The sequence below is a fragment of the Pseudomonas sp. NPDC089422 genome, assembly GCF_044749405.1.
Classification (GTDB): Bacteria; Pseudomonadota; Gammaproteobacteria; order Pseudomonadales; family Pseudomonadaceae; genus Aquipseudomonas.
Genome location: NZ_JBIVHW010000003.1, coordinates 1 through 18,732 on the forward strand (window position 1 = coordinate 1; position 18,732 = coordinate 18,732).

The 18,732-nt window shown below is 62.4% G+C and carries 20 protein-coding genes and 1 rRNA gene; 17 read left to right on the top strand and 4 right to left on the bottom strand.

Annotated elements, in window-relative coordinates:
• The first annotated feature begins 138 nt into the window (after positions 1-138).
• The 4 genes from rrf (at position 139) to ACIPZ8_RS06150 (ending at position 3,954) form a co-directional block, all read left to right on the top strand.
• Positions 139-254, top strand: a 5S ribosomal RNA gene (rrf, locus tag ACIPZ8_RS06135).
• A gap of 137 nt (positions 255-391) precedes the next feature.
• A complete protein-coding gene (locus ACIPZ8_RS06140; protein WP_343595859.1) occupies positions 392-1,051 on the top strand; it encodes a paraquat-inducible protein A in 660 nt (219 codons plus the stop codon).
• A complete protein-coding gene (locus ACIPZ8_RS06145) occupies positions 1,038-1,661 on the top strand; it encodes a paraquat-inducible protein A (RefSeq protein ID WP_400720504.1) in 624 nt (207 codons plus the stop codon). Before ACIPZ8_RS06140 ends, ACIPZ8_RS06145 begins: the two co-directional genes overlap by 14 nt.
• Positions 1,654-3,954, top strand: a complete 2,301-nt coding sequence (locus ACIPZ8_RS06150) for an MlaD family protein (RefSeq protein ID WP_400720507.1) — start codon at positions 1,654-1,656, stop codon at positions 3,952-3,954. Before ACIPZ8_RS06145 ends, ACIPZ8_RS06150 begins: the two co-directional genes overlap by 8 nt.
• Positions 3,955-4,149: 195 nt before the next feature.
• On the opposite strand, the gene rpsT is transcribed toward ACIPZ8_RS06150, so the two are convergent.
• Positions 4,150-4,428, bottom strand: coding sequence for a 30S ribosomal protein S20 (rpsT, locus tag ACIPZ8_RS06155; protein ID WP_003247625.1), 279 nt, complete (start codon positions 4,426-4,428; stop codon positions 4,150-4,152).
• A gap of 250 nt (positions 4,429-4,678) precedes the next feature.
• On the opposite strand from rpsT, the gene murJ reads away from it, so the two are divergent.
• The 6 genes from murJ (at position 4,679) to ispH (ending at position 12,014) form a co-directional block, all read left to right on the top strand.
• On the top strand, positions 4,679-6,217 hold the full coding sequence (gene murJ / locus ACIPZ8_RS06160) for a murein biosynthesis integral membrane protein MurJ (protein WP_400720510.1): 1,539 nt from the start codon (positions 4,679-4,681) through the stop codon (positions 6,215-6,217).
• A 118-nt stretch (positions 6,218-6,335) separates the two neighbouring features.
• The gene (gene ribF / locus ACIPZ8_RS06165; RefSeq protein ID WP_103445786.1) at positions 6,336-7,286 is read left to right on the top strand and encodes a bifunctional riboflavin kinase/FAD synthetase; all 951 of its coding nucleotides are present in this window, start codon (positions 6,336-6,338) and stop codon (positions 7,284-7,286) included.
• Complete coding sequence (gene ileS / locus ACIPZ8_RS06170) at positions 7,283-10,114, top strand: isoleucine--tRNA ligase (protein WP_400720513.1); 2,832 nt, start codon at positions 7,283-7,285, stop codon at positions 10,112-10,114. The genes ribF and ileS overlap by 4 nt, the downstream gene beginning before the upstream one ends.
• Complete coding sequence (gene lspA, locus ACIPZ8_RS06175) at positions 10,107-10,622, top strand: signal peptidase II (RefSeq protein ID WP_054886101.1); 516 nt, start codon at positions 10,107-10,109, stop codon at positions 10,620-10,622. The genes ileS and lspA overlap by 8 nt, the downstream gene beginning before the upstream one ends.
• Positions 10,615-11,052, top strand: coding sequence for an FKBP-type peptidyl-prolyl cis-trans isomerase (gene fkpB, locus ACIPZ8_RS06180; protein ID WP_056795234.1), 438 nt, complete (start codon positions 10,615-10,617; stop codon positions 11,050-11,052). Before lspA ends, fkpB begins: the two co-directional genes overlap by 8 nt.
• 14 nt (positions 11,053-11,066) lie before the next feature.
• Positions 11,067-12,014 carry a 4-hydroxy-3-methylbut-2-enyl diphosphate reductase gene (gene ispH, locus ACIPZ8_RS06185; protein WP_400720517.1) on the top strand — a complete coding sequence of 316 codons (948 nt, stop codon included), beginning with the start codon at positions 11,067-11,069 and terminating at the stop codon, positions 12,012-12,014.
• Here the strand turns inward: ispH and ACIPZ8_RS06190 are convergent.
• Positions 11,983-12,498, bottom strand: a complete 516-nt coding sequence (locus tag ACIPZ8_RS06190; protein WP_400720520.1) for a GspH/FimT family pseudopilin — start codon at positions 12,496-12,498, stop codon at positions 11,983-11,985. The genes ispH and ACIPZ8_RS06190 overlap by 32 nt on opposite strands.
• 109 nt (positions 12,499-12,607) lie before the next feature.
• On the opposite strand from ACIPZ8_RS06190, the gene ACIPZ8_RS06195 reads away from it, so the two are divergent.
• Genes ACIPZ8_RS06195 through thiO form a run of 5 tightly spaced genes read left to right on the top strand, consistent with a single transcriptional unit; the run spans position 12,608 to position 15,461 of the window.
• On the top strand, positions 12,608-12,790 hold the full coding sequence (locus ACIPZ8_RS06195) for a prepilin-type N-terminal cleavage/methylation domain-containing protein (protein ID WP_400720522.1): 183 nt from the start codon (positions 12,608-12,610) through the stop codon (positions 12,788-12,790).
• The gene (locus ACIPZ8_RS06200) at positions 12,787-13,422 is read left to right on the top strand and encodes a PilW family protein (protein WP_400720525.1); all 636 of its coding nucleotides are present in this window, start codon (positions 12,787-12,789) and stop codon (positions 13,420-13,422) included. The genes ACIPZ8_RS06195 and ACIPZ8_RS06200 overlap by 4 nt, the downstream gene beginning before the upstream one ends.
• Entirely contained in the window at positions 13,419-13,892 is a 474-nt protein-coding gene (locus ACIPZ8_RS06205; RefSeq protein ID WP_400720528.1) for a hypothetical protein, read from the top strand. Before ACIPZ8_RS06200 ends, ACIPZ8_RS06205 begins: the two co-directional genes overlap by 4 nt.
• A gap of 1 nt (position 13,893) precedes the next feature.
• Positions 13,894-14,283, top strand: coding sequence for a type IV pilin protein (locus tag ACIPZ8_RS06210; protein ID WP_400720531.1), 390 nt, complete (start codon positions 13,894-13,896; stop codon positions 14,281-14,283).
• A 53-nt stretch (positions 14,284-14,336) separates the two neighbouring features.
• Positions 14,337-15,461 carry a glycine oxidase ThiO gene (gene thiO / locus ACIPZ8_RS06215; protein WP_400720533.1) on the top strand — a complete coding sequence of 375 codons (1,125 nt, stop codon included), beginning with the start codon at positions 14,337-14,339 and terminating at the stop codon, positions 15,459-15,461.
• Between the two features lie 4 nt (positions 15,462-15,465).
• On the opposite strand, the gene ACIPZ8_RS06220 is transcribed toward thiO, so the two are convergent.
• Entirely contained in the window at positions 15,466-15,696 is a 231-nt protein-coding gene (locus ACIPZ8_RS06220) for a PP0621 family protein (protein ID WP_400720536.1), read from the bottom strand.
• 93 nt (positions 15,697-15,789) lie between these two features.
• Complete coding sequence (locus tag ACIPZ8_RS06225; protein ID WP_400720539.1) at positions 15,790-16,809, bottom strand: outer membrane protein assembly factor BamD; 1,020 nt, start codon at positions 16,807-16,809, stop codon at positions 15,790-15,792.
• Positions 16,810-16,956: 147 nt separating this feature from the next.
• On the opposite strand from ACIPZ8_RS06225, the gene rluD reads away from it, so the two are divergent.
• Positions 16,957-17,919, top strand: coding sequence for a 23S rRNA pseudouridine(1911/1915/1917) synthase RluD (gene rluD / locus ACIPZ8_RS06230; RefSeq protein WP_400720542.1), 963 nt, complete (start codon positions 16,957-16,959; stop codon positions 17,917-17,919).
• Positions 17,916-18,656 carry a peptidoglycan editing factor PgeF gene (pgeF, locus tag ACIPZ8_RS06235; protein ID WP_400720545.1) on the top strand — a complete coding sequence of 247 codons (741 nt, stop codon included), beginning with the start codon at positions 17,916-17,918 and terminating at the stop codon, positions 18,654-18,656. Before rluD ends, pgeF begins: the two co-directional genes overlap by 4 nt.
• The last annotated feature ends 76 nt before the right edge of the window (positions 18,657-18,732 follow it).

Sequence of the window (18,732 nt, forward strand, 5' to 3'; positions counted from 1 at the left end):
CTTGACCATATAACACCCAAGCAATTTGCTCATGCAGATTGCGGTGGTGAAGATGATACGAACCGAAAGTTCGCAACCACAAATTCACATATCCGAATTCGCCAAGAGTGTTCAACAGACATTCTGGCTACAGAATTTCTTGACGACCATAGAGCATTGGAACCACCTGATCCCATCCCGAACTCAGTAGTGAAACGATGCATCGCCGATGGTAGTGTGGGGTTTCCCCATGTGAGAGTAGGTCATCGTCAAGATTCATTTCGCAAAACCCCTATCTGCGCATGCAGGTAGGGGTTTTGTCTTTCTGCATCCAGGGTAGGCATTAGTCATCTCCCACATTTCGATCTGGGAACACTAGAATAGAGCCGACGTACCTATTCAGAATATCGAGATGCCCGATCCCGTCGAAACCCAAGCCTTGGAGCAGTTGCCGCTGGACGAACTGGTCGCTTGCCACGAGTGCGACCTGCTGATGCGCAAGCCGGTACTGCAGCATGACGAAAAAGCCCAATGCCCACGCTGTGGATACGAGCTGTACGCCCACCGGCACAATGTGGTCAACCGCAGCCTGGCCTTGGTGTTGACGGCCTTGCTACTGTTCGTGCCGGCCAATTTCCTGCCCATCATGCAACTGCACCTGCTCGGCCAGACTTCGGACGATACCGTCTGGAGTGGTGTGCTGGGCCTGTACAACTCTGAGATGCGCGGCGTTGCCGTGGTGGTGTTCCTCTGCAGCATGGCCATTCCGCTGCTCAAGCTGCTGTGCCAGTTGGCCGTATTGCTGAGCATCCGCCTGAATGTGGGGCGTGACTACGGGCTGGTGTTCTACCGCTTTTATCACCACCTGCGCGACTGGGGCATGCTTGAGGTCTACTTCATGGGCGTGCTGGTGGCGATCGTCAAGCTCGTGGACCTGGCCGAACTGACCGTTGGCCTGGGCCTGTTCTGTTTCATCAGCCTGTTGCTGGTCCAGGTCTGGCTGGAAGTGGTGATGTCGCCACACCAGATCTGGAGTGCGTTGTCGGGGGAGGATCTCCATGCGGGCGATTGATGCAGGCATCCTGGTCTGCAATGAATGTCATGAACTGAACCGTCAGGATGCCGAAAGCGACTCGCAGACCTGTACCCGCTGCGGCGCCATCGTGCACGCGCGGCGACCCAACAGCATCATCCGTACCTGGGCACTGCTGATCACCGCTTCGATCCTGTACATCCCGGCCAACCTGTTGCCGATCATGACTATCAGCACCTTGGGGCAGGGTAGTGGCGACACCATTATGTCCGGCGTCATCACCTTGCTCAAGCACGGCATGCTGCCAATTGCCGCTGTGGTGTTCATTGCCAGTATCCTGGTGCCTACCTTCAAACTGGTGGGCATCGGCCTGTTGCTGTATTCGGTCCAGCGCCGCCAGCCGCTGTCGGCAAGGCAACGGATACTGATGTACCGCTTCATCGAGTTCATAGGGCGCTGGTCCATGCTGGACATCTTCGTCATTGCCATTTTGGTGGCGGTGGTGAATTTCGGTCGTATCGCCAGTGTCGAAGCCAACCTGGGCGCTGTCGCCTTCGCAACTGTGGTGATCCTCACGATGCTTGCTGCTTTAACTTTCGATCCCCGACTGATCTGGGATAACACGGAGTCGGATGACGACCATGAGTGACATGCCAACGGCTAAAACCCGCCCTGCCTCGAACTGGTCGGCTATCTGGATCCTGCCGCTGATCGCGCTGATGATCGGTGGTTGGCTGGCCTGGCAGGCCTACCGCGATGCCGGCGTGGAGATCGAAGTGCGTTTCGAGACCGGTGAAGGCATCGTCGCCAACAAGACCGAGGTGATCTACAAAGGCATGTCGGTGGGCAAGGTCACGAAACTGGTGCTCGACGCCGAAGGTGAGAGTCAGGGGGTAATCGCCACCATCGAAATGAACAAGGCCGCCGAGCCGCACCTGACCAAGGGCACGCGCTTCTGGCTGGTCAAGCCGAGTGTCAGCCTGGCGGGTATCTCAGGCCTGGAAACACTGGTGTCCGGCAACTATATCGCGGTCAGCCCTGGTGAGGGCGAGCGGACCAAGCGCTTCAAGGCACTGAAGGTTGCGCCGCCGCTGTCTGATACCGAGCCTGGCCTGCACCTGACCCTCAAGGCTGAGCGCCTGGGTTCGCTCAATCGGGACAGCCCGGTGTTCTACAAGCAGATCCAGGTTGGCCGGGTGAAAAGCTATCGCCTGTCCGACGACCAGAGCACGGTCGAGGTCAAAGTGTTCATCGAGCCTGCCTACGCCAGCCTGGTGCGCAAGCACACGCGTTTCTGGAATGCCAGCGGCATCAGCATCGATGCTGATCTGTCGGGTGTGAAGGTGCGCAGCGAGTCGCTGTCGAGCATCGTGGCGGGTGGTATCGCCTTCGCCACGCCGGAATATCGCAAGGACAGCCCGCCGACCGACCCGAGCCTGCCGTTCCGCTTGTATGAAGACTTCGATGCTGCCCAGGCGGGTATTCGCGTCAAAGTGAAGCTGAGCGACTATGAAGGCCTGCAGGCGGGGCGCACGCCAGTCATGTACAAGGGCATCCAGGTCGGCTCGTTGAAAGCCCTGAAGATGGAAGACAACCTGGCCAGCGCCACGGCCGAGCTGACGCTGGACCCACTCACCGAGGACTATCTGGTCGAAGGTACGCAGTTCTGGGTAGTCAAGCCGTCGATTTCCCTGGCCGGAATCACCGGCCTGGAAGCGTTGGTCAAAGGTAACTACATTGCCATTCGCCCGGGCGAGAAGGGCGCCAAGCCGCAGCGCGAGTTCGAGGCCCGGCCCAAGGCCCCGCCCCTTGACCTGAAGGCACCAGGCCTGCACCTGGTGCTGTTCGCCGATACCCTGGGTTCCCTGGAGATCGGTAGCCCGGTGATGTATCGCCAGGTGAAAGTTGGTAGCGTGCAGAGCTACCAGTTTGCCCGCAACAGCAAGCGGATCCTGATCGGTGTACACATCGAGAAGGAATACGAAAACCTGGTCAACGGCTCCTCGCGCTTCTGGAACGTCAGCGGAATTACCCTGACCGGTGGCCTGTCGGGCATCAAGATCAAGAGTGAGTCGCTGCAGACCCTGATGGCCGGCGGTATCGCCTTCGATACGCCTACGCCCAATGTTGCGCTCAAGCGCCATATTCCGCGCTTCCGCCTGCTGGAGAGCCAGGAGGCGGTTAACCGCACCGGTACCCTGGTCACCATTCGGGTGGACCGTGCCGACGGCCTCAAGCCAGGTACGCCAATCCGCTTCCGTGGCCTGGATGTGGGTAGCGTCGAGAGCGTGGACCTGACAAAAGACTTGCAGGCGGTACTGCTGCGGGCACGTATCACCGAAGCGGCTGATCGCATTGCCCGTGTGGGCACACAGTTCTGGGTGGTCAAGCCGGCGCTTGGGCTGGTGCGCACCGAGAACCTCGATACCTTGATTGGCGGGCAGTACATCGAAGTGCAACCGGCGGCGAAGGACAAGGGGCCGCAGCGTGATTTCATTGCGCTGGGCGAAGCGCCTGAGGTCGTCGGAGAGGAAGTGGGCCTGCCGTTGACCCTGAGTGCGCCGCGGCGTGGCTCGATCAAGCCGGGAGTACCTGTTACCTATCGCGAGGTGGCGGTGGGCAAGGTGACCGGTTTCGAGCTGGGGCAGACTGCGGATCGCGTGTTGATCCACATTCTGATCGAGCCGCGTTATGCCGCCCTGGTGCGCGGTGGCAGCCGGTTCTGGAACAGCAGTGGCTTCGGCTTCGACTGGGGGCTGATCAAGGGCGCCACGGTGCGTACCGAGTCGCTGCAGACGCTCATCGATGGCGGTATTGCATTCGCCACGCCTGAAGGTGAACAGATGGGCAACCCGGCACGGCCGCAGCAGACCTTCGCCTTGTTCGACAAGCCAGAGGATGCCTGGCTGCAGTGGGCGCCGAAGATCCAGATCGCCAAGTGATTGGAGGGGCGGCCTTGTGTCGCGATAGGGCTGCGGAGCAGCCCCCAATATGTCAGCTTCGCATCCAATATTGCTGGGGCGGCTTTGCCGCCCTATCGCGACGCGAGGCCGCTCCTACAGGAGTGCGATGTATCAGCAAGAAATCGCAGGCATAAAAAAACCGACCCTAGGGTCGGTTTTTTCGACAAGCGTCGCTTAGGCAGCTGCAGCTTCTTTCAGCGCCTTGATGTGGCCATTCAGACGGCCTTTGTGGCGAGCAGCTTTGTTCTTGTGGATGATACCTTTGTCGGCCATACGGTCGATTACAGGTACAGCCAGAACGTAAGCGGCTTGCGCTTTTTCGGCGTCTTTTGCGTCGATGGCTTTAACTACATTCTTGATGTAGGTGCGGACCATGGAACGCAGGCTGGCGTTGTGGCTGCGACGCTTCTCAGCCTGTTTTGCACGTTTCTTGGCGGAAGGTGTGTTGGCCACCGTCGAGCTCCTCGAAAGACTTTAGGTAAATAGCAAACAAAATAGGCCGCGAATCATGCCGATGAGTCGACCAGATGTCAAGGCCACCTGCAGGGTTCCGCCGAGTGGTGCAGCAACAGGCGGGAAATATTCCTTTCTGCCGTGCTACCTGTAAACTCGGGAATTTTTGGCTCCCCTGCGAAGGCGCGGGAGTATCGCACATTCGGACGCTGTCTGGCAGCGCCCTCTGTCTCTGGCGTGAATCTTTTCGATGAATCTGCTCAAATCCTTGGCTGCAGTCAGCTCCATCACCATGATTTCGCGGGTGCTGGGCTTCGTGCGCGACACCATCCTGGCCCGTGTTTTCGGTGCCGGTATCGCCACCGACGCCTTCTTCATCGCCTTCAAACTGCCCAACCTGCTGCGGCGAATCTTCGCCGAAGGGGCATTCTCCCAGGCGTTCGTGCCGATTCTGGCCGAATACAAGACCCAGCAGGGCGAAGAGGCGACGCGGACCTTCATCGCCTACGTCAGCGGCCTGCTGACCCTGGTGCTGGCCCTGGTCACGGCGATCGGTATCCTCGCCGCGCCATGGGTGGTCTGGGCCACCGCCCCGGGCTTTGTCGACAGCGCCGAGAAGTACGCGCTGACCACCGACCTGTTGCGGGTGACGTTCCCTTATATATTGCTGATCTCGTTGTCGTCCCTGGCCGGTGCGATCCTCAACACCTGGAACCGCTTTTCGGTCCCGGCGTTCACCCCGACGCTGCTCAACGTGGCGATGATCATCTTCGCTGTGCTGCTGACGCCGTACTTCAATCCGCCGATCATGGCCCTGGCCTGGGGCGTGTTGGCGGGTGGCCTGGCGCAGTTGCTGTACCAGCTGCCAGCGCTGAAGAAGATCGGCATGCTCGTGCTGCCACGCCTCAATCTGCGCGACGCTGGCGTATGGCGGGTGCTCAAGCAGATGCTGCCGGCGATCCTCGGGGTGTCGGTGAGCCAGATCTCGCTGATCATCAACACCATCTTCGCCTCCTTCCTGGTCGCCGGCTCGGTGTCGTGGATGTACTACGCCGACCGCCTCATGGAACTGCCCTCGGGAGTGCTGGGCGTTGCCCTGGGCACCATCCTGTTGCCGACCCTGGCCAAGACCTACGCCAACAAGGACCGCGAGGAGTATTCGCGGATCATGGACTGGGGCCTGCGCCTGTGCTTTCTGCTGGTGCTGCCGTGCACCCTGGCCCTGGCGATCCTCGCCGAGCCGCTGACCGTGGCGCTGTTCCAGTACGGCAAGTTCAGCGCCTTTGACGCCGCGATGACCCAGCGCGCGCTGATCGCCTATTCGGTCGGTCTGTTGGCCATCATCCTGGTCAAGGTACTGGCACCGGGCTTCTATGCGCAGCAGAATATCCGTACGCCGGTGAAGATCGCGATCTTCACCCTGGTCTGCACCCAGCTGTTCAACCTGGCGTTGATCGGCCCGCTGCAGCACGCCGGCCTGGCCCTGGCGATCAGCCTGGGTGCCTGCCTGAACGCGGGCCTGCTGTTCTGGAAGCTGCGCAGCCAGCAATTGTTCCAGCCGCAACCGGGCTGGGCGATGTACCTGCTCAAGCTGGTGCTGGCAGTCACCCTGATGGCAGCGGTGCTGCTGGTGGGCATGCACTATCTGCCGGCCTGGGAACAGGGCAACATGCTCGAACGGTTCCTGCGCCTCGGTGCGTTGATCGCGGCGGGTGTGGTGACGTATTTCGGTTGCCTGTACCTGTGTGGTTTCCGGCCCCGGCATTTCGCCCGCAAGGCCCTGCATTGAGGTAGAAGGCGGGTCAGGCGTCGGTTTTTCGCATTCCACGCCACACCCGGGCGCTGCTGCCTGTCACCAGCGCCCGGGTGTGGTTATAATCGGCCACTTTATGAGCAAGAAGCGCGTTATGCAGCTGGTTCGAGGTCTTCACAACCTGCGCCCCGAGCACCGGGGCTGTGTCGCCACCATTGGCAACTTCGACGGGGTTCACCGCGGCCACCAGGCAATCCTGGCGCGCCTGCGCGAGCGCGGCCAGGCGTTGGGCCTACCGACCTGCGTGGTGATCTTCGAACCGCAGCCGCGCGAGTATTTCGCCCCGGACACCGCACCCGCCCGCTTGGCGCGCCTGCGCGACAAGGTCGAATTGCTGGCCGCCGAAGGTATCGACCGGGTGCTGTGCCTGGCGTTCAACCAGCGCCTGAGCAAGCTCAGCGCCGATGCGTTCGTCAAGGCGATCCTGGTCGATGGCCTGGGCGTGCGTCACCTCGAAGTGGGCGACGACTTCCGCTTCGGCTGCGATCGTGCCGGTGATTTCGCCTTCCTGGTCGCTGCCGGCGAGCAGTACGGGTTTACCGTCGAGGCGGCCAACACCGTGATCCAGGACGGCCTGCGGGTCAGCAGCACCGAGGTGCGCAAGGCGCTGTCCGAAGGCAACTTCGAGCTGGCCGAGCACCTGCTGGGCCGCCCGTACCGTATTACCGGCCGTGTGCTGCATGGCCAGAAGCTGGCTCGCCAGCTGGGCACGCCGACCGCCAACATCCAGCTCAAACGCCGCCGTGTGCCGCTGTCCGGGGTCTACCTGGCCAGCATCGAGATCGACGGCAAGGCCTGGCCGGGTGTCGGCAACATCGGGGTGCGCCCCACGGTGGCCGGCGACGGCCGCCCGCACCTCGAGATTCATCTACTGGATTATGCCGGCGATCTGTATGGCCGGCGCCTGACGGTGGAATTCCACCACAAGCTGCGTGAAGAGCAGCGATTCGCCTCCCTGGAGGCGCTGAAGTCGGCGATCGATGCGGATATCGCCGCCGCACGTGCACATTGGCACGCTCAACCGCTAACGAAGAGCCTGAAATGACCGACTACAAAGCCACGCTAAACCTTCCGGACACCGCCTTCCCCATGAAGGCCGGCCTGCCTCAGCGCGAACCGCAGATCCTGCAGCGCTGGGACAGCATTGGCCTGTACCAGAAGCTGCGCGAAATTGGCAAGGATCGTCCGAAGTTCGTCCTGCACGACGGCCCGCCCTATGCCAACGGCAAGATTCACATCGGTCATGCGCTGAACAAGATCCTCAAGGACATGATTGTCCGTTCCAAGACCCTGTCGGGCTTCGACGCGCCGTACGTACCGGGCTGGGACTGCCACGGCCTGCCGATCGAGCACAAGGTCGAGGTCACCCACGGCAAGCACCTGACCGCCGACCGCACCCGCGAGCTGTGCCGCGAGTACGCCGCCGAGCAGATCGAAGGGCAGAAGACCGAGTTCATCCGCCTGGGCGTGCTGGGTGACTGGGACAACCCCTACAAGACCATGAACTTCGCCAACGAGGCCGGTGAAATCCGCGCCCTGGCCGAAATGGTCAAGCAAGGCTTCGTGTTCAAGGGCCTCAAGCCTGTGAACTGGTGCTTCGATTGCGGTTCAGCCCTGGCTGAAGCCGAAGTCGAATACGCCGACAAGAAATCCCAGACCATCGACGTGGCCTTCCCGGTTGCCGACGAGGCCAAGCTGGCTGCCGCCTTCGGCCTGGCATCGCTGGCCAGGCCAGCGGCCATCGTGATCTGGACCACCACCCCGTGGACCATCCCGGCCAACCAGGCGCTGAACATCCACCCGGAGTTCAAGTACGCCCTGGTCGATACCGGCGAGCGCCTGCTGGTGCTGGCCGAAGAGCTGGTCGAGTCGTGCCTCAAGCGCTACAACCTGGAAGGTTCGGTGATCGCCACCGCCCCGGGCTCGGCCCTGGAGCTGGTCAACTTCCGCCACCCGTTCTACGACCGCCTGTCGCCAGTCTACCTGGCCGACTACGTCGAGCTGGGCGCCGGCACCGGCGTGGTGCACTCGGCACCTGCCTACGGTGAAGACGACTTCGTCACCTGCAAGCGCTATGGCATGGTCAACGACGACATCCTCACCCCGGTGCAGAGCAACGGCGTGTACGTCGAGTCGCTGCCATTCTTCGGCGGCCAGTTCATCTGGAAGGCCAACCCGGCCATCGTCGACAAGCTGAGCGAAGTCGGCGCGCTGATGCACACCGAAACCATCAGCCACAGCTACATGCACTGCTGGCGCCACAAGACCCCGCTGATCTACCGCGCCACCGCGCAGTGGTTCGTCGGCATGGACAAGCAGCCGAGCACTGGCGAGCCGCTGCGCGAGCGTGCACTCAAGGCCATCGAAGACACCAAGTTCGTCCCGGCCTGGGGCCAGGCGCGCCTGCACTCGATGATCGCCAACCGCCCGGACTGGTGCATCTCGCGTCAGCGTAACTGGGGCGTACCGATCCCGTTCTTCCTGCACAAGCAGACCGGCGAGCTGCACCCGCGCACCGTCGAACTGATGGAAGCCGTGGCCAAGCGCGTCGAGCAAGAAGGTATCGAAGCCTGGTTCAAGCTCGATGCTGCCGAACTGCTGGGTGACGAAGCCGGCCAGTACGACAAGATTGCCGATACCCTGGACGTCTGGTTCGACTCCGGTACCACTCACTGGCACGTACTGCGTGGCTCGCACGACATCGGCCACGCCACCGGCCCGCGCGCCGACCTGTACCTGGAAGGTTCCGACCAGCACCGCGGCTGGTTCCACTCGTCCTTGCTGACCGGGTGCGCCATCGACGGCCATGCGCCGTACCGCGAACTGCTGACCCACGGCTTCACCGTGGACGAAAGCGGCCGCAAGATGTCCAAGTCGCTGGGTAACACCATCGAGCCGGAGAAGGTCAACAATACCCTGGGTGCCGACATCCTGCGCCTGTGGGTTTCCGCGACCGACTACTCGGGCGAGATGGCGGTTTCCGAGCAGATCCTGCAGCGTAGCGCCGATGCCTACCGCCGTATCCGCAACACCGCGCGCTTCCTGCTCTCCAACCTGTCCGGCTTCGATCCGGCCCGCGACCTGCTGGCCCCGGAAGACATGCTGGCCCTGGACCGCTGGGCAGTGGACCGTACCCTGCTGCTGCAGCGCGAGCTGGAAGAGCACTACGGCGAATACCGCTTCTGGAACGTCTACTCGAAGATCCACAACTTCTGCGTGCAGGAGCTGGGTGGCTTCTACCTCGACATCATCAAGGACCGCCAGTACACCACTGGCGCCAACAGTGTCGCCCGTCGTTCCTGCCAGACCGCGCTGTACCACATCAGCGAGGCGCTGGTGCGCTGGATCGCGCCGATCCTGGCGTTCACCGCCGACGAAATCTGGCAGTACCTGCCGGGCGAGCGCAACGAGTCGGTCATGCTCAACGGCTGGTACCAGGGTCTGACCGAACTGCCGGAAGGCATCGAGCTGGACCGCGCCTACTGGGACCGCGTGATGGCCGTCAAGGCTGCGGTCAACAAGGAGCTGGAAAACCAGCGTACCGCCAAGGTCATCGGCGGCAACCTGCAGGCCGAAGTCACCCTGTTCGCCGAGGAAGGCCTGAGCGCCGACCTGAGCAAGCTGGGCGACGAGCTGCGCTTTGTGCTGATCACCTCGGCCGCCAGCGTGGTGCCGTTCGCCCAGGCGCCGGCCGAAGCCGTGGCCACCGAAGTCGAAGGCCTCAAGCTGCAGGTGGTCAAGTCTGGCCACGTCAAGTGCGGCCGTTGCTGGCACTTCCGCGCCGACGTCGGCAGCCACCCGGAGCACCCGGAAATCTGCGGCCGTTGCGTCGACAACCTGAGCGGCTCGGGTGAGGTGCGCCACTATGCCTAACCCTGCAGCGGGGCGCTTCGGGCGCCTTGCATGGCTTTGGCTGAGCTTGCTGGTCCTGGTCCTCGACCAGGCCACCAAGCTGTACTTCAACAATGCCCTGACCATGTACCAGCAGATCGTCGTCATCCCTGACTACTTCAGCTGGACCCTGGCCTACAACACCGGTGCTGCCTTCAGCTTCCTCGCGGATGGCGCCGGCTGGCAGCGTTGGCTGTTCGCCCTGATCGCCGTGGTGGTCAGTGCGGTGCTGGTCGTCTGGCTCAAGCGCCTGGGGCGCGGCGAGACCTGGCTGGCGGTGGCGTTGGCATTGGTACTGGGCGGTGCGATCGGCAACCTGTACGACCGCATCGTGCTCGGCCATGTGGTCGACTTCATCCTGGTGCACTGGCAGAACCGTCATTACTTCCCGGCCTTCAACCTGGCCGACAGCGCCATCACCGTTGGTGCGGTGATGCTGGCGCTGGATATGTTCAAGAGCAAGAAGTCCGAGGATCCGGTCCATGACTGACACCCGTATCGGCCAGAACACCGAAGTCACCCTGCACTTCGCGCTGCACCTGGAAAACGGCGACACCGTCGACAGCACTTTCGACAAGGCCCCGGCCACCTTCAAGGTCGGTGACGGCAACCTGCTGCCAGGCTTCGAGAACGCGCTGTTCGGCTTCAAGGCCGGAGACAAGCGCACTGTGGTGGTGGCCCCGGAGAACGCCTTCGGCCAGCCCAACCCGCAGAACGTGCAAGTCATGCCGCGGTCCCAGTTCGAGGGCATGGAGCTGTCCGACGGGCTGCTGATCATCTTCAACGACGCCGCCAACACCGAACTGCCGGGTGTGGTCAAAGCGTTCGATGACGACCAGGTGACCATCGACTTCAATCACCCACTGGCTGGCAAGACCCTGACCTTCGAGGTGGAGATCCTCGAGGTCAAGGCCCTGTAAGCCTGGAGCCGAGCATGCAAATCAAACTCGCCAACCCGCGCGGCTTCTGCGCGGGGGTCGACCGGGCGATCGAAATCGTCAACCGTGCGCTGGAAGTCTTCGGCCCGCCGATCTATGTGCGTCACGAAGTGGTGCACAACAAGTTCGTGGTGGAAGACCTGCGCAACCGTGGCGCCGTCTTCGTCGAAGAGCTGGACCAGGTGCCGGACGATGTCATCGTCATCTTCAGTGCCCACGGTGTTTCCCAGGCCGTGCGCCAGGAAGCCGCCGGCCGTGGCCTGAAGGTGTTCGACGCGACCTGCCCGCTGGTCACCAAGGTGCACATCGAAGTGGCCAAGTACAGCCGCGACGGCCGTGAGTGCATTCTCATCGGCCACGAGGGGCACCCGGAAGTCGAAGGCACCATGGGGCAATACGACGCCAGCAACGGCGGCGCCATCTACCTCGTCGAAGACGAAGACGATGTTGCCCAGTTGCAGGTGAACGACCCGGACCACCTGGCCTTCGTCACCCAGACCACGTTGTCGATGGACGACACCAGCCGCGTCATCGATGCCCTGCGCGCGCGCTTCCCGAACATCGGCGGCCCGCGCAAGGACGACATCTGCTACGCCACGCAAAACCGCCAGGATGCGGTCAAGCAGCTGGCAGAGGAGAGTGATGTATTGCTGGTGGTTGGCAGCCCCAACAGCTCCAACTCCAACCGCCTGCGCGAGCTGGCCGAGCGCATGGGCACCCCGGCCTATCTGATCGATGGCGCTGAGGACATGCAGCATGCCTGGTTTGAAAAGGCGCAACGGGTGGGCATCACTGCCGGTGCTTCGGCCCCCGAAGTGTTGGTGCAGGGGGTGATTGAACAGCTCAAAGCGTGGGGCGCTACCGGCGCCGAAGAGCTGGATGGGCGGCCGGAGAACATCACGTTCTCCATGCCTAAAGAGCTGCGGGTTCGCTCGCTGATCTGAATCGGGGGCCTGCGCACAGAGAGTCTGCTTCCTTGACTGTGCGCAGGTCGACCCTGCCAGCGCTTGATATCACCACCTGATGATACTTGTTGCTCGCAGGGGCGTTCTCACAAACCTCCAGCGTCGCGCCGAACTGGCCCACTGGCATCCCCACAGCACCGAATTTCACCTGCCCCTTGGTGTTTTCGACGATTCTCATCGGACGCGTGAGCCGGTGTTCGCGCAGCACTTGCTGATTGTGCTCCAGTTGCACAAGCCAGCCCTTACCCCAATTATTTTCCAAAGGCCGCACAAGCACAGGCTGGCTTTGCAGCATGGCGTGACTGCGCGCGCTGCGCAGTGCCAGGGCCAGGTCTCGGGCTGCCGCAGCTCTGTGTAGGCCATCGCTCAACCTGGCGTAGGCCGGCATGCCGAGTTGAGTCAGCAAGGCGGCCATGGCCAGCGCGAACATCATTTGTATCAGTGTTACTCCACGTTGCTTCACCGTGCATTCCTCCCTGGAAGTGCTTGGCTATAGCTTCACGGTCGTTGGGCATGAGGTCCAGTCGACTTGGTTCAAGGCAATGGCAGGAAATGTCGCAGGAGGTGCAGGGATGCACAATAAACAGCGGGGCATGACACTTCTGGAAGTGTTGTTGGCGATAGCCGTGGTAGCTGTAGGCATATTCGCCTCGGCCGCGTTGCAGCTTAAGGCATTGCAAGCCACCGACAGTGCGCGGAGCGAAGGGCAAGCTGCGTTGGCGGCGCACAGCGAACGCGAGCGGAACCGGCCATGAAGCGCATGCAAGTCGGCTTCGGGTTGCTGGAGGTAATGCTGGCGCTGGCAATCGGGCTCATGGTGCTGGTGGCTGCCAGTCAGCTATTCGTTTCCGCTCATCAAACATGGCAGCTTCAAGGCGCGGCGTTGCGCCTTCAGGATGATGCACGCCTGGCGTTGCTGCGCATGGCCCAAGACATCCGGATGGCGGGCATGTTCGGTTGCTTACGACTGAAGCCCGGTGACTTCAAGGACCCGCTTGCTCGGCAGGCATTCGCGCAGCCACTGGTGATCAGGGCGTCCAGCCTGGAGTTGGTGGTCGCTGAGTCATCGGGGTACGCAGGGAAGCCGGATTGGACATTGCTGACGAACTGCCGTGAAGAAGCCGTCGTGTACAAAGATCCTCCTTCGCAAACGAGCGCGGTTATGGCCGTGCGAATCAGGCGCCATCGCTACGAGCTGCGCGATTCAATCCTCTATTTCAACTCTCAGCCGCTAGCCAACCACGTGCGTGAGATGCAGGTGACGCAGGTTGATGTGCCCGAGGGGGGAAGGGTAGATCTGCGACTGACGTTGCTTGAACCGACACTGCAACTTGAGCAGCGGCATGAAATAAGCGTGGCCCTGCGCAATCTGGTTTCCAGCCCATGAACCGTCAACGCGGAATGGTTCTGCTGCTGTCGCTGGTACTCAGCCTGCTGCTGGCTTTGCTTGCGGCATCAGCCTTACGCGACGCACTGATCGAAACGCGAATGACCGGTGCCATGAGTGATGGCCTGCTGGCATTCGAACAAGCAGAGATCGTGTTGCTGGCTGGCGTCGATGAGCTGCAACGCTCGTCCCCGGAGCAGTGTAGTGACTGCAAACCACCTTCACGCCCGCACGACCTGCAAGGCCAATGGCAGAAAGTCAAGGAAGGTTACTTTCACCTGCAGAACCTGGGTGTGACCGACCGAGCTGCACACATGCCCGAGGGCGAACAGTTCACCCTGTACCGAATAACAGCCGTCAGCCAGCAACTGGCAGCTCGCCAGGTCCTCGAAGCCGTCTACGCCATTCCAACCGCTCAACCACAAGCCCCCCAGCGCATCCTCTGGCGGCAAATACTGAGGCAGGACTGACATGCAGCAAGGTATGACCCTGATCGAGTTGTTGATTGTCGTGGCCGTGACCGGCATTCTGGCAGCCATTGCCTACCCCGGTTACAGCGACCAGCTCAGGCGAGCCGCACGCAGCGAAGTGGTTGGCCTGCTGCATGACGCTGCCCTGCGCCTGGAGCGCCATCGCGTGCGCACCGGCCAGTACGCCGAGGGCGACCCGCAGCTGCCCACCAGCAATCGCCACTACCGCCTGCAGGCCCAGCGCGACAGCGACACCTTCACGCTGATCGCCCGCCGGCTGCCCCACGGCCTGATGGCCGATGACCGTTGTGGCGACTTCCAGCTCGACCAGGCCGGTGTACAGAGCAATCCGGGCGCCATGCAAAGCAGCGAGCGCTGTTGGGGAAGCTGAAGGTTGAATGATGCCCAGGCATCGCGGATTTACTTCAGGTGTTGGATCGACAGATGAGCAAGCAAGTAGTGGTGGTCGGTGGCGGGGTGATCGGCCTGCTGACCGCGTTCAACCTGGCGGCGAAGGTCGGCCAGGTGGTGGTGTGTGATCAGGGCGAAGTTGGCCGTGAGTCTTCCTGGGCCGGCGGCGGCATCGTCTCGCCGCTTTATCCCTGGCGCTACAGCCCGGCGGTGACCGCCCTGGCGCATTGGTCGCAGGATTTTTATCCACAGCTGGGCGAGCGCCTGTTCGCCAGTACTGGCCTCGATCCGGAGGTACACACCACTGGCCTGTACTGGCTCGATCTGGATGACGAAACCGAGGCACTTGCCTGGGCCGAGCGAGAAAAGCGGCCGCTCAGCGCTGTGGATATCTCCGCCGCCTACGATGCGGTGCCCGTGCTTGGCCCGGGCTTCAAGCATGCGATCTTCATGGCCGGTGTGGCCAACGTGCGCAACCCGCGGTTGGTGAAGTCGCTCAAGGCAGCGTTGCTGGCACTGCCCAACGTGACCTTGCGTGAGCACTGCCAGGTCAGCGGCTTCGTTCATGAGAACGGGCGCGTGACTGGCGTACAGACGGCTGACGGTGTGCTCACGGCAGATGAAGTGGTGCTCAGCGCTGGCGCCTGGAGCGGTGACCTGCTGCGTACCCTGGGGCTCGAGCTGCCGGTCGAGCCGGTGAAGGGCCAGATGATCCTGTTCAAGTGCGCCGAGGACTTCCTGCCGAGCATGGTGCTGGCCAAGGGGCGCTATGCGATTCCGCGTCGTGACGGGCACATTCTGGTGGGCAGTACGCTGGAGCATGCCGGTTACGACAAGACCCCGACCGAGGACGCGCTGGCCAGCCTCAAGGCTTCGGCCATCGAACTGCTGCCAGCGCTCAAGGATGCCACGGTGGTTGGGCACTGGGCCGGACTGCGGCCAGGCTCGCCGGAAGGCATTCCCTACATCGGGCCGGTGCCTGGGCATGACGGTTTATGGCTGAACTGCGGGCATTACCGCAACGGCTTGGTGCTGGCGCCGGCTTCGTGTCAGCTGTTCGCCGACCTGCTTACTGGGGCCGAGCCGATTATAGATCCGGCACCGTATGCGCCGGCAGGGCGTTTGGGCTGCAAAGCAGCCCCAATTTCACCGAGCTAACAGATCACCGCGATTGGCCAGGCCCCTGCTGCAAGTGCGCCTGGCTGCAATACCAGTCATTCCCCTGCTGCAGCGCCCGGTCGTTGGGCAGGTGCACGCCGCAATGGGCGCAGCGCACCATCTTCAGTGGCGCATCGAGCTTGGGCTCGGGGTGCGACTGCTGGCTGACTTTGAACTTGCGCCACAGCCAGAACGCGGCGGCGATCAGGGCGATCCAGAATAGTAGGCGAACCATGGTGTCCAGCTTGTTGGTTGTAGAAGCCGACAGTCTAGGATGCGGGCATAAAAAAAGGGAGGCCTCGGGCCTCCCTTTCTCATAGCGCTTGGATCAGTCGAACAGACCAAAGGTCATGTAGCTGAACCACGAGCGGTCTTTTTCAGCTTCCTTCGGGCCGGCCGGCACGATCGGGTCGCCGTTCTCGTCCTTCGGCAGCAGCTCTTGCGGCATCTCGTCGCGCGCGTCCTGGAACTGCTTGACCACGTCCTGGTTGGCGCGGGTTTCGCCCGGCGGCAGCGGGGTTTCGGTCTCGATCAGGCCCAGGGTGGCCTTGGACAGCCAGCCGCGGCCGTCAGACTCGGTCTGCTTGGGCTGGAACTGGCCATCGACCAGGCTCGGGTGGTCCGGGTAGTTGAGCTTGAGGGTTTCCAGGCTGGTGGCCGCCAGCTCGTCCAGGTGCATCTTCTGGTACGACTCGACCATGACCGCCAGGCCGTCGCCGACCGATGGGGTTTCCTGGAAGTTCTCGACCACATAGCGACCACGGTTGGCAGCAGCCACGTAAGCCTGGCGGCTCAGGTAGTAGTCGGCCACGTGGATTTCGTAGGCGGCCAGCAGGTTGCGCAGGTAGATCATGCGCTGCTTGGCGTCCGGCGCGTAGCGGCTGTTGGGGAAGCGGCTGGTCAGCTGGGCGAACTCGTTGTACGAGTCGCGGGCGGCACCCGGGTCACGCTTGGTCATGTCCAGCGGCAGGAAGCGCGCCAGCAGGCCACGGTCCTGGTCGAACGAGGTCAGGCCCTTGAGGTAGTAGGCATAGTCGACGTTCGGGTGCTGCGGGTGCAGGCGAATGAAGCGCTCGGCGGCCGATTTGGCGGCCTCAGGCTCGGAGTTCTTGTAGTTGGCGTAGATCAGCTCGAGCTGCGCCTGGTCGGCGTAGCGGCCGAACGGGTAGCGCGACTCCAGGGCCTTGAGCTTGTTCACGGCGCTGGTGTAGCTGGAGTTGTCCAGGTCAGCCTGAGCCTGTTGATACAGCTCGGCCTCGCTGAGGTTCTCGTCAATGACTTCCTTATTCGAGGAACAGGCCGCGGTGAGCCCGAGGATGGCGATCAGCAGCAGGTGTTTCACTTGCATGGCGGCTTGCGTCCCTTTGACGGCCGCTGTCTTGGGCGGTGCCGTCCTGTTATGATGAGCGCCCCGGCCAACCCCGGGACAAAAGAAGCCGTATTTAACCACAAGCTCGCAGCCGAAACCAAAGGCTGTGCGCCCGCCGAATCGAGCATGTCCGAGATCATTCAACTTAGCGCAGAGGTCCCGTCCGAACTGGGCGGCCAACGCCTCGACCAGGTCGCCGCCCAATTGTTCGCCGAGTATTCGCGTTCGCGGCTTACTTCGTGGATCAAAGAGGGCCGCCTGACGGTCGATGGCGCGGTCGTGCGCCCTCGGGACCCCGTCCATGGTGGTTCGCAACTTGTCCTGGAGGCCGAGCAAGAGGCCCAGGGTGAGTGGGTCGCAGAAGATATCGAACTGGATATCGTCTACGAAGACGACCACATCATGGTGATCAACAAGCCTGCCGGGCTGGTTGTGCACCCGGCCGCCGGGCATGCCAGCGGTACGCTGCTCAATGCGCTGCTGCACCACGTGCCAGACATCATCAATGTGCCGCGCGCCGGCATCGTTCACCGCCTGGACAAGGACACCACCGGTCTGATGGTGGTGGCCAAGACCTTGCAGGCGCAGACCAAGCTGGTCGAGCAGTTGCAGAGCCGCACTGTCAGCCGCATCTACGAATGCATCGTGGTTGGCGTGGTGATTGCCGGCGGCAAGATCGACGCCCCGATCGGCCGTCACGGCGGGCTGCGCCAGCGCATGGCGGTGACTGACGGCGGCAAGCCTGCGGTCAGCCACTACCGGGTGCTCAAGCGCTTCCGTTCGCACACCCATGTGCGGGTCAAGCTGGAAACCGGTCGTACTCACCAGATTCGCGTGCACATGGCGCATGTCGGTTATCCGCTGGTCGGCGACCAGACGTACGGTGTGCGTTTCCGTATTCCGCCAGCAGCCAGCCCAACCATGGTCGATGCGGTCAAGAACTTCCCGCGCCAGGCCCTGCATGCGCGGTTCCTGGCGTTGGTCCATCCGATCACCGGTGAGAAGATGAAGTGGGAGTCACCACTGCCGGGCGACTTCGTCTGGTTGCTGTCGCTGCTCAACCAGGACCGCGAGAGCTTTATCGGATGAACGGCCTGACGCAGACGCTGCTGATCCCCGACTGGCCAGCCCCGGCCTCGGTTCGCGCCTGTGTCACTACCCGTGAGGGTGGCATCAGCCTGCCGCCCTACGAATCCTTCAATCTTGGCGATCACGTGGGCGATGACCCGGTCGCGGTTACCGAGAACCGCCGTCGCCTGAGTGACACCTTCGCCATCCAGCCAGCCTGGCTCAAGCAGGTGCATGGCCTGGTGGTGGCGGATGCCGACCCGGCCGTGGTGGCCGAGGCCGATGCCAGCTGGACTGACCAGCCTGGCATTGCCTGCACCGTGATGACGGCCGATTGCCTGCCGGCGCTGTTCTGTGATCGCGCCGGTACCCGCGTGGCGGCAGCTCATGCCGGCTGGCGCGGGCTGGCGAGTGGCGTGCTTGAGGCCACCCTTGATCGCCTGGCGCTGGCGCCTGAAGAGGTGCTTGTGTGGCTCGGGCCGGCCATTGGCCCCAAGGCCTTCGAAGTGGGGCTGGAAGTGCGCGATGCCTTTACTGCCGTGCATCCTGAAGCGGCCAGGGCCTTTGTCGACGGTGAACGGCCGGGCAAGTTGATGGCCGATATCTATGAGCTGGCGCGCATTCGCCTGGCGGCGCGTGGGGTGACGGCTGTTTATGGCGGTGGTTACTGCACGGTCAGTGATGAGCGGTTCTTCTCCTATCGCCGTACCCCTCAAGGGGGGCGCTTCGCCTCGCTGGTCTGGTTGGCCCCGCGTTAATCCAGAAAGCTGACCCCGGTCAACCCCGCTACGCTTGAATCTTCCAGAATCAGCCTTATCTATAAGGTCATCTCAG

Excerpts from the sequence above, each read along its gene's own strand:
- ACIPZ8_RS06140 (WP_343595859.1), top strand. The coding sequence starts at position 392 with ATGCCCGATCCCGTCGAAACCCAAGCCTTGGAGCAGTTGCCGCTGGAC.
- ACIPZ8_RS06145 (WP_400720504.1), top strand. The coding sequence starts at position 1,038 with ATGCGGGCGATTGATGCAGGCATCCTGGTCTGCAATGAATGTCATGAA.
- ACIPZ8_RS06150 (WP_400720507.1), top strand. The coding sequence starts at position 1,654 with ATGAGTGACATGCCAACGGCTAAAACCCGCCCTGCCTCGAACTGGTCG.
- murJ (WP_400720510.1), top strand. The coding sequence starts at position 4,679 with ATGAATCTGCTCAAATCCTTGGCTGCAGTCAGCTCCATCACCATGATT.
- ribF (WP_103445786.1), top strand. The coding sequence starts at position 6,336 with ATGCAGCTGGTTCGAGGTCTTCACAACCTGCGCCCCGAGCACCGGGGC.
- ileS (WP_400720513.1), top strand. The coding sequence starts at position 7,283 with ATGACCGACTACAAAGCCACGCTAAACCTTCCGGACACCGCCTTCCCC.
- lspA (WP_054886101.1), top strand. The coding sequence starts at position 10,107 with ATGCCTAACCCTGCAGCGGGGCGCTTCGGGCGCCTTGCATGGCTTTGG.
- fkpB (WP_056795234.1), top strand. The coding sequence starts at position 10,615 with ATGACTGACACCCGTATCGGCCAGAACACCGAAGTCACCCTGCACTTC.
- ispH (WP_400720517.1), top strand. The coding sequence starts at position 11,067 with ATGCAAATCAAACTCGCCAACCCGCGCGGCTTCTGCGCGGGGGTCGAC.
- ACIPZ8_RS06195 (WP_400720522.1), top strand. The coding sequence starts at position 12,608 with ATGCACAATAAACAGCGGGGCATGACACTTCTGGAAGTGTTGTTGGCG.
- ACIPZ8_RS06200 (WP_400720525.1), top strand. The coding sequence starts at position 12,787 with ATGAAGCGCATGCAAGTCGGCTTCGGGTTGCTGGAGGTAATGCTGGCG.
- ACIPZ8_RS06205 (WP_400720528.1), top strand. The coding sequence starts at position 13,419 with ATGAACCGTCAACGCGGAATGGTTCTGCTGCTGTCGCTGGTACTCAGC.
- ACIPZ8_RS06210 (WP_400720531.1), top strand. The coding sequence starts at position 13,894 with ATGCAGCAAGGTATGACCCTGATCGAGTTGTTGATTGTCGTGGCCGTG.
- thiO (WP_400720533.1), top strand. The coding sequence starts at position 14,337 with ATGAGCAAGCAAGTAGTGGTGGTCGGTGGCGGGGTGATCGGCCTGCTG.
- ACIPZ8_RS06220 (WP_400720536.1), bottom strand. The coding sequence starts at position 15,696 with ATGGTTCGCCTACTATTCTGGATCGCCCTGATCGCCGCCGCGTTCTGG.
- ACIPZ8_RS06225 (WP_400720539.1), bottom strand. The coding sequence starts at position 16,809 with ATGCAAGTGAAACACCTGCTGCTGATCGCCATCCTCGGGCTCACCGCG.
- rluD (WP_400720542.1), top strand. The coding sequence starts at position 16,957 with ATGTCCGAGATCATTCAACTTAGCGCAGAGGTCCCGTCCGAACTGGGC.
- pgeF (WP_400720545.1), top strand. The coding sequence starts at position 17,916 with ATGAACGGCCTGACGCAGACGCTGCTGATCCCCGACTGGCCAGCCCCG.